The following is a 9,065-nucleotide window of genomic DNA, read 5'->3' on the forward strand; positions in this document are numbered from 1 at the left end:
GGGTCAATCAGCACCTTGACGCCGTGGTTTTCAAACACGATGTCCTCAGGCTCGCTCGCGTCCACATACTCCAGCTTGTAGGCAAGCCCCGAGCAGCCGGTCGTCTTGACCCCCAGACGCACGCCCAGCCCCTTGCCACGGCGGGCAAGGTAACGGTTGACGTGCCGGGCTGCAGCTTCTGTCAGCGTAATGGCCATGTCTCTCGATCTATCTGTCAAACAATCAGGCGGCAGTGGCCGTGGTGGCGTGCTTGGTCTTGTAGTCCAGCACAGCAGCCTTGATGGCATCTTCCGCCAAGATGGAGCAATGGATCTTGACGGGCGGCAAGGCCAGCTCTTCGGCGATCTCGCTGTTCTTGAGCGCCGCGGCTTCGTCCAGCGTCTTGCCCTTGACCCACTCGGTCACCAGCGACGAGGAGGCAATAGCCGAACCACAGCCGTAGGTCTTGAAGCGGGCGTCTTCGATCACGCCGGTTTCAGGGTTCACCTTGATCTGCAGCTTCATCACGTCGCCGCAGGCTGGCGCGCCCACCATACCGGTGCCCACCGAATCGTCACCCTTGTCGAACGAACCCACGTTGCGGGGGTTCTCGTAATGGTCAACCACTTTGTCTGAATAAGCCATGATGTGTACCTCTTCAATACGTCCAGAATGTGTGCGGAATCAGTGAGCAGCCCACTGGATGGTGCTGATGTCGATGCCGTCTTTGTACATCTCCCACAGCGGGCTCAGTTCGCGCAGGCGGGCCACGTTCTCGCGAATGGTGGAGATGGCGTAGTCAATCTCTTCCTCGGTCGTGAAACGGCCGATGGTCATGCGCAGGCTGCTGTGGGCCAGCTCGTCGCTGCGGCCCAAAGCGCGCAACACATAGCTGGGCTCCAGGCTGGCAGAGGTGCAGGCCGAGCCCGAAGACACCGCCAGGCCCTTGATACCCATGATSAGCGAYTCGCCTTCSACGWAGTTGAAGCTCATGTTCAGGTTSTGCGGCACACGGCGCTCCAGGCTGCCGTTGATGTAGACCTGTTCGATGTCCTTGAGGCCGTCGAGCAAACGCTGCTGCAGGGCCTTGGCCTTGGCGTTGCTCTCGGCCATTTCTTCCTTGGCGATGCGGAAAGCCTCGCCCATGCCCACGATCTGGTGCGTGGGCAAGGTGCCCGAACGCATGCCGCGTTCATGGCCGCCACCGTGCATCTGGGCTTCCAGCCGCACGCGGGGCTTGCGGCGCACGTACAGCGCACCGATGCCCTTGGGTCCGTAGGTCTTGTGGGCGGTCATGCTCATCAGGTCAATGGGCAGCATGTTCATGTCGATCTCGACACGGCCCGTCGCCTGGGCGGCATCCACATGCAGCAGGATGCCCTTCTCACGGCACAGGGCGCCAATGGCGGGGATGTCCTGGATCACACCGATTTCGTTGTTCACGAAGAGGATGCTGATCAGCACGGTGTCTGGACGGATGGCAGCCTTCAGGGCATTCATGTTGACCAAGCCGTCTTCCTGCACGTCCAGATAGGTGGCTTCAAAGCCTTGGCGCTCCAGCTCGCGCATGGTGTCGAGCACGGCCTTGTGCTCGGTCTTSASCGTGATGAGGTGYTTGCCCTTGCCYTTGTAGAAMTGSGCMGCGCCCTTSARSGCSAGGTTGWTSGACTCGGTSGCRCCRSWGGTCCAGACGATYTCGCGSGGGTCGGCWCCGATCAGSTCGGCCACTTGCACACGCGCTTTTTCCACCGCCTCTTCGGCCTCCCAGCCCCATGCGTGGCTGCGCGACGCCGGGTTGCCAAAGTGCTCACGCAACCAGGGAATCATGGCGTCCACCACGCGGGGGTCTACCGGGGTCGTGGCGCCATAGTCGAGATAGATGGGAAAGTGCGGGGTCATGTCCATGGCTGGCTCAGTAAAAGGTTCTGGCTGGCAAACAGAAGAGGCAGAACAAACAAGAAAACGATTACAACGCGGTCAGGGCAGTGCCGACCCCAGGGCCAGCACAGTGCACCAAGCATCAGGATTTGGCGAAGACGTTACCCAGCGCAAACACTGAATTGGGGGCGTTCACGCGGATGGGCTTGACCACCGGCGTCGTGGAGATGGCGCGGCGAACCACAGGCTTGTYCTCGATCTGCACGCCCTTGGCGAKCTGSTCRTCSACCAGCTTYTGCAGSGTGACSGARTCSAGGAACTCCACCATGCGCTGGTTCAGCGAGGCCCASAGYTCRTGCGTCATGCAACGGCCGGCTTCACCCAGGCAGTTTTCCTTGCCRCCACAYTGCGTGGCATCGATGGGYTCATCGACSGAAACGATGATGTCGGCCACCGTGATGTCGCCTGCCTTGCGGGCCAGCGTATAACCGCCGCCGGGGCCACGGGTGGATTCCACCAGTTCATGGCGGCGCAGCTTGCCAAAGAGTTGCTCCAGGTACGACAGCGAAATCTGCTGGCGCTGGCTGATGGCAGCCAGCGTGACGGGGCCGTTGTTCTGGCGCAGGGCCAGGTCAATCATGGCGGTGACCGCAAAACGGCCTTTGGTTGTGAGACGCATCGCAAGCTCCTTGTGCTAAGGCTTGTTCGTTGAAGAAACCGCCTGCGCTGACTGTTTGCCAGCGAGGCACCGTCTCCGCCCCTTACTCCGCCCAGTCACCTGCTGCGGAGCCCTTCATCGTTGGGCTGTTTTGTTGAGTTTTTTGTGCGAGTATAGCACAAATCCCTATTGATTCTGTCGGGTTAAAAAACCAAATAGTTATTAATCGACTCAATAGTATTTTCTCATCGCATTCCCAATCGCAATCCCTTTTACAAGGCCACGGAATCGCTGCCGTGCGCACCAAAGGCCTGGTCCTTGAGCCGAGTGAGCTGGTCGCGCACCCGGGCCGCCTKCTCGAAYTCSAGRTTGCGCGCATGYTCCAKCATGAGCTTTTCSAGGCGCTTGATCTCGCGTGCCACGTCTTTCTCGGACATGTCCTCCACCTGCGCCCGCTGCAACGCTTCCTGCTCCAGGCGCTCGGCGTCCTTGCCGGCTTTTTCGCTGTACACGCCGTCAATCAGGTCTCTTACCCGCTTGACAATGCTGCGCGGCGTGATCCCGTTGGCCTCGTTGTATGCGATCTGCTTGATGCGCCGGCGTTCCGTCTCACCCATGGCTTTTTTCATGGAATCGGTCATGCGGTCGGCATACAGGATGGCATGGCCGTTCAAGTTGCGCGCTGCACGGCCAATGGTCTGGATCAGGCTGCGCTCGGCACGCAAGAAGCCCTCCTTGTCCGCATCGAGGATCGCCACGAGTGACACCTCAGGAATGTCCAGCCCCTCGCGCAGCAGGTTGATGCCCACCAGCACGTCAAACGCCCCCAGGCGCAGGTCGCGGATGATCTCCACCCGCTCCACGGTGTCSACRTCGCTGTGCAGGTAGCGCACCTTSACRCCGTTGTCGSYSAGRTAGTCGGTCARCTGCTCGGCCATGCGCTTGGTCARCGTGGTRATGAGYACGCGCTCATGCTTTTCTACACGAATGCGTATTTCTTGCAGCACATCATCCACCTGATGGGTGGCGGGGCGTACCTCCACCACCGGATCCACCAAGCCCGTGGGGCGCACTACCTGATCCACCACCTGGCCTGCATGGGTCTTTTCGTAGTCGGCGGGCGTGGCCGATACAAAGATCACCTGCCGCATGCGTTGCTCAAACTCCTCGAACTTGAGCGGTCGGTTGTCCAGGGCCGAAGGCAGGCGAAAACCATATTCGACCAGCGTGGTCTTGCGCGASCGGTCGCCGCTGTACATCGCGTTGAGCTGGCCGATCATCTGGTGGCTTTCGTCCAGAAACATGATCGCGTCCTTGGGCATGTAGTCGGTCAGCGTGCTGGGCGGMTCGCCCGGSGCSGCGCCCGASAGGTGGCGCGTGTAGTTCTCGATGCCYTTGCAGTGGCCSAYYTCGSYCAGCATYTCCAGRTCRAAKCGSGTGCGCTGCTCCAGSCGCTGCGCTTCSACCAGCTTGCCGTCAGCCACCAGCTGCTGCAGGCGTTCGGCCAGTTCCAGCTTGATGGTCTCGACCGCCGCCAGCACCTTGTCGCGCGGCGTCACGTAGTGGCTGCTGGGGTACACGGTAAAACGCGGGATCTTCTGCTTGACGCGGCCCGTGAGCGGGTCGAACAGCTGCAAGCTCTCAATCTCGTCGTCAAACAGCTCAATGCGAATCGCCAGCTCGGAGTGTTCGGCCGGGAACACATCGATGGTGTCGCCCCGCACACGGAACTTGCCCCGCGAAAAGTCCGCCTCGTTGCGCTGGTACTGCATGCGGATCAACTGAGCGATCACGTCCCGCTGCCCCAGCTTGTCCCCAACCCGCAGCGTCATCACCATGCGGTGGTAGCTCTCGGGCTCGCCAATGCCGTAGATGGCCGACACAGTGGCCACGATCACCACATCGCGCCGCTCCAKCASGCTCTTGGTGSMMGACAGSCGCATCTGCTCGATGTGCTCGTTGATCGMRCTGTCYTTCTCGATGAACAGRTCGCGCTGCGGCACGTAGGCCTCKGGCTGGTAGTAGTCGTARTAGCTSACGAAATATTCCACGGCGTTCTTGGGRAAGAACTCGCGGAAYTCGCTGTASAGCTGCGCSGCCAGYGTCTTGTTGGGCGCRAASAYGATGGCCGGGCGKCCCAKSCGCGCGATCACGTTGGCCATGGTGAAGGTCTTACCCGATCCCGTCACACCCAGCAGCGTCTGGAAGGTTTCCCCATCATTCAGTCCCTCCACCAGCTTATTGATGGCCTCGGGCTGGTCGCCCGCCGGTGGGTACGGCTGGAACAGTTCAAACGGGGAATCGGGGAAGCGGACGAACTCGCCGTCTTGCTTTTCAGTTATGACTTCTGTGATATCCGGCATGGGGGCGGTCAACGGGTGGTGAAGGCGGGCCGTTAAAATCGGCCGAACCCGGCACAGTACACCACGCCCGGATTCTTCGCTACTGACAACCTTTCAAGGATTTTCATGTCTCTGTTCACCGCCGTCGAAATGGCCCCCCGCGACCCCATCCTGGGCCTCAACGAGCAATTCAACGCCGACACCAACCCCAACAAGGTCAACCTSGGCGTCGGCGTYTAYTWCGACGACAACGGCAAGCTGCCSCTKYTGCARTGYGTGCAGGCCGCMGAAMAGAMCATGATGWCSRCSCCCACGGCSCGYGGCTACCTGCCSATCGACGGCATCGTGGCGTAYGACAACGCCGTCAAGAGCCTGGTGTTCGGCGCTGAGAGCGAACCCGTGAAGTCTGGCCGCGTAGCCACCGTGCAGGCCATCGGCGGCACCGGCGGCCTCAAGATCGGTGCCGACTTCCTGAAGAAGGTCAGCCCCAACGCCAAGGTGCTGATCTCCGACCCCAGCTGGGAAAACCACCGCGCGCTGTTCACCAACGCCGGTTTTGAAGTGGACACCTACGCCTACTACGACGCTGAAAAGCGCGGCGTGAACTTCGAAGGTTTCCTGGCCAGCCTGAACGCKGCGSCCSCCGGCACCRTMGTCGTGCTGCACGCCTGCTGCCACAACCCCACCGGCTACGACATCACCGCCGCGCAGTGGGACCAGGTCATCGCCGTCGTCAAGGCCAAGGACCTGACGCCCTTCCTGGACATGGCCTACCAGGGCTTTGGTCACGGCATCGCCGAAGACGGCGCCGTGATCGGCAAGTTTGTGGCTGCCGGTCTGAACTTCTTTGTGTCCACCTCTTTCAGCAAGAGCTTCAGCCTGTACGGCGAACGCGTGGGCGGCCTGTCGGTGCTGTGCGCCGACAAGGAAGAAGCCGGCCGCGTGCTGAGSCAGCTCAAGATCGYGATYCGCACCAACTACTCCAACCCRCCSATCCACGGYGGCGCMGTGGTGGCYGCWGTGCTSRACAACCCCGAGCTGCGCGCSMTGTGGGAAAARGAACTSGSCGAAATGCGCGTGCGCATCAAGGCCATGCGCCARAAGCTGGTSGACGGCCTCAAGGCYGCSGGMGTGAAGSAGGACATGWSCTTCATCACCACSCAGATCGGCATGTTCAGCTACTCCGGCCTGTCCAAGGACCAGATGGTTCGCCTGCGCAACGAGTTCGGCGTGTACGGTACCGACACCGGCCGCATGTGCGTCGCGGCCCTGAACAGCAAGAACATCGACTACGTCTGCCAGGCCATTGCAAAGGTCGTCTGAGCACGATGAGGAAGCGGCGCTCGCGCGCCGCTTTGTGAGCGAAACGCTCCAGAACCCGCACAACGCGGCCCTTCTGGAGCGTTTGCCGTTTCTGGGCCTGCCGGAGGCGTGGCTGGTGGCGGGCTGCCTGTTCCAGACGGTGTGGAACCTCCGATCAGGTCTGGCGCCCACCGCGAACATCAAGGACTACGACCTGTTCTACTTCGACGGCAACGACTTGTCCGAATCGGCGGAGCAGCAGGTGCAAGCCCGAGCCACCGCCCTCTTCGCCGACCTGCCCATCACCGTCGAAGCCAAGAACCAGGCCCGCGTGCACCTCTGGTACCAGCGCTGGTTTGGTTACCCGTATGCGCCGCTGCAGTCCGCCCGCAACGGGATCGAGCGTTTTCTGGTGCCCTGCACCTGCGTGGGCCTGCAACCTGCCATCACCCCCGGCGTTGCTCAGCCCACGCTGTACGCGCCGTACGGACTGGAAGAGCTGTACGCAGGACTTCTCAAACCCAACCCCGCCTGCCCGCACCTGCCGTTGTTTGAGGCCAAGGCGCAAAGCTATCGCGAACGCTGGCCGTGGCTGACGATCCAGGCCGCAGGTCGCGCGGCGACCTGAAGACCGCCCCACCGCTGCGACGCGGCGACGCGGCGATTTCAGGCGTTTTTGGCCTCAAGTGCTAGATGTACATGCACCAATAGCTATCAAAAAAGAAGCATTCAATCCGCTTCAGAAAGCATCCATCAGCCCCACAGCACCGACCGCATCGAGATCGATGCCGACTGATAGCCCGTGTTGAAAAAGCGGGGCATCTCGCTGGGCAGCACGGCTCCCGCTGCGTAAAGCAGCGGCAGGTAGTGCTCGTAAGTGGGGTGCGCCTGCTGGGCCACGGCGCCCAGGTTCTGGAAGTCCTGCAAGGCGCCCAGCTGGCCCTTCTTGATCTGCTCCTGCACCACGGTGTCGAACTCCGTGGCCCAGTCGTAGGCTTCGTTGGCAGCCGAGCCACGGCGGGATGCGCGCAGGTTGTGCACGATGTTGCCGCTGCCCACGATCAGCACGCCCCGCTCGCGCAGGGCCTTGAGCTGCTGGCCCAGCGCATAGTGCTCGGCCGGTGCTCGGCTGTAGTCCATGCTGAGCTGCATCACCGGGATACGCGCCTGGGGAAACATGGGCTTGAGCACCGACCAGGTGCCGTGGTCCAGCCCCCACTCGCCCTCGTCCACGCCGAGGGCGGCGCCCGTGGCAGGAGATTTCAGCTCCCTGGCCAGGCTGCGCGCCACGGCCGGTGCGCCCGGCACGGGGTACTGCTGGTCGAACAGCGCCTGGGGGAAGCCGCCAAAGTCGTGGATGGTTTTGGGGTTGGCCATGCCAGTGAGCTGCCAGCCACCACGCGTGAGCCAGTGGGCCGACACACACAGGATGAGCTGCGGCTGCACGGCGCGCGCCATCAGCTCCGCGCCCATGGCCTGCCAGCTGCGGCGCCAGGCGTTGTCCTCGATGGCATTCATGGGGCTGCCATGGCCCACAAACAGCACGGGCATGCGGGGCGAGGGCTTGAGCGCCTGCAGCGCGGTCGCCGTGGCGGCACTGCTCAAAGACGAGGTCATGAAAGCTCCCGGAAAGGCGGCCAGGCCCGTGAGGGCGGCCAAAGAGGTTCTGCGTTGCATGGGTCAGGGAGCGTAACAAATTATGTATAACGCAGGGAGTGAGCCCGCGCGCCCTGCGAAGTTCCAGCGCCACACCTTCCATTCAAAACCACAACACCGAGACAACCCTGAGCCCATGACCACCGCCCTGCCCCAGCCCCTGCCCCAGCCCCTGCGCAATGTCCGCGTCCTGAGCCTCGCGCTGAACCTGCCCGGCCCTGCCGCCCTGATGCGCTGCGCCCGTATGGGCGCCGAATGCTCCAAGCTTGAGCCGCCCCCAGCCCCCGGCTACCCCAGCGCGGACCCCATGGGTATCTACAGCCCGGCGGCATACGCCACGCTGCACCAAGGCGTGCGCGTGGTGCATGCCCACCTCAAGACGACTGAAGGCCAAGCCACGCTGCATGCTGAGCTGGCGAGCACCGATGTGCTGATCACCTCGTTCCGTCCGTCGGCCCTGGCCAAGCTAGGCCTCTCCTGGGAGGCGCTTCAATCAAAATATCCACGCCTCTCGTTGGTACGCATCGTGGGCGCGGCGGCCGAGCGGGCCGAAGAGCCCGGCCACGACCTCACCTACCTGGCCGACGCCGGCCTGGTGACCGGCACCGAGATGCCCCCCACCCTGTACGCCGACATGGGTGGCGCCCTGATGGCCAGCGAAGCCGTGCTGCAGGCCCTGCTGGAGCGCGCCCACACAGGCAGTGGCGTGTGCATCGAAGTGGCCCTGGCCGACGCCGCCGCCTGGCTGGCCCARCCGCGCGACTGGGGCCTGACCACCCCCGAGGGCGACGTGGGGGGCAACCACGCAGGCTACCGCATCTACCCCTGCGCCGACGGCCGCGTGGCCGTGGCCGCGTTGGAACCCCACTTCGCCGCCAGCCTGTGTGCTGCCGCAGGCTTGCCCGCCACGGGCGACCCGCAGGTGCTGCGCGCCCCCGCCACCCACGCGGCCGTGGCGGCGTTCTTGCGCACACAGACCCGCGCGCAGCTTGATGCTTTGGCGGTGGCGCAAGACATTCCTTTGCACACCCTGGCCTGAAAGCACTTCCTGACCGATGCAGAAACAAGGCACCGTCGTCCGCTGGGACGCCAGCCGCGCCTTCGGCTTTATCCGCAGCCCTGACACGTCCGCCGATGTGTTCTTTCATGTGCGGGACTACCGGGGTACCGCCCCGCCCCGCGAAGGGCTCGCCGTGGTGTACGAGGAGATTCATGTCGGCGGAAAAGGGCCCCGGGCTATGGCTGTGTTG

The 9,065-nt window shown here is 63.1% G+C and carries 10 protein-coding genes; 4 read left to right on the forward strand and 6 right to left on the reverse strand.

The features are described from left to right. From AC04MI_RS20900 to uvrB, 5 genes are all read right to left on the reverse strand, one after another. Positions 1-197 (reverse strand): iron-sulfur cluster biosynthesis family protein (locus tag AC04MI_RS20900; protein WP_476498591.1); only part of this gene is annotated, 197 nt, incomplete at its 3' end. Positions 198-222: 25 nt separating this feature from the next. Further along, entirely contained in the window at positions 223-624 is a 402-nt protein-coding gene (gene iscU / locus AC04MI_RS20905) for a Fe-S cluster assembly scaffold IscU (protein WP_056063045.1), read from the reverse strand. A gap of 39 nt (positions 625-663) precedes the next feature. Next, on the reverse strand, positions 664-1,884 hold the full coding sequence (locus tag AC04MI_RS20910) for an IscS subfamily cysteine desulfurase (RefSeq protein WP_476498592.1): 1,221 nt from the start codon (positions 1,882-1,884) through the stop codon (positions 664-666). A 115-nt stretch (positions 1,885-1,999) separates the two neighbouring features. Next, on the reverse strand, positions 2,000-2,536 hold the full coding sequence (iscR, locus tag AC04MI_RS20915; protein WP_476498593.1) for a Fe-S cluster assembly transcriptional regulator IscR: 537 nt from the start codon (positions 2,534-2,536) through the stop codon (positions 2,000-2,002). A 251-nt stretch (positions 2,537-2,787) separates the two neighbouring features. Next, positions 2,788-4,878, reverse strand: coding sequence for an excinuclease ABC subunit UvrB (gene uvrB, locus AC04MI_RS20920; protein WP_476498594.1), 2,091 nt, complete (start codon positions 4,876-4,878; stop codon positions 2,788-2,790). Between the two features lie 105 nt (positions 4,879-4,983). Between uvrB and AC04MI_RS20925 the strand changes: the two genes are divergently transcribed. Continuing rightward, positions 4,984-6,180 carry an amino acid aminotransferase gene (locus AC04MI_RS20925; RefSeq protein WP_476498595.1) on the forward strand — a complete coding sequence of 399 codons (1,197 nt, stop codon included), beginning with the start codon at positions 4,984-4,986 and terminating at the stop codon, positions 6,178-6,180. Between the two features lie 34 nt (positions 6,181-6,214). Beyond that, positions 6,215-6,787, forward strand: coding sequence for a nucleotidyltransferase family protein (locus AC04MI_RS20930; RefSeq protein ID WP_436077228.1), 573 nt, complete (start codon positions 6,215-6,217; stop codon positions 6,785-6,787). A gap of 125 nt (positions 6,788-6,912) precedes the next feature. On the opposite strand, the gene ygiD is transcribed toward AC04MI_RS20930, so the two are convergent. After that, positions 6,913-7,776: a 4,5-DOPA-extradiol-dioxygenase gene (ygiD, locus tag AC04MI_RS20935; protein ID WP_476498597.1), complete on the reverse strand. Its 864-nt coding sequence runs from the start codon at positions 7,774-7,776 to the stop codon at positions 6,913-6,915. A 175-nt stretch (positions 7,777-7,951) separates the two neighbouring features. Between ygiD and AC04MI_RS20940 the strand changes: the two genes are divergently transcribed. Together AC04MI_RS20940 and AC04MI_RS20945 are read left to right on the forward strand one after the other, a co-directional pair. Then, the gene (locus AC04MI_RS20940; RefSeq protein WP_436077227.1) at positions 7,952-8,854 is read left to right on the forward strand and encodes a CoA transferase; all 903 of its coding nucleotides are present in this window, start codon (positions 7,952-7,954) and stop codon (positions 8,852-8,854) included. A 16-nt stretch (positions 8,855-8,870) separates the two neighbouring features. Continuing rightward, positions 8,871-9,065: cold shock domain-containing protein (locus AC04MI_RS20945; protein ID WP_476498596.1), on the forward strand; the 195-nt coding region annotated here is incomplete at its 3' end.

The organism is Acidovorax sp. LjRoot204 (assembly GCF_056175785.1).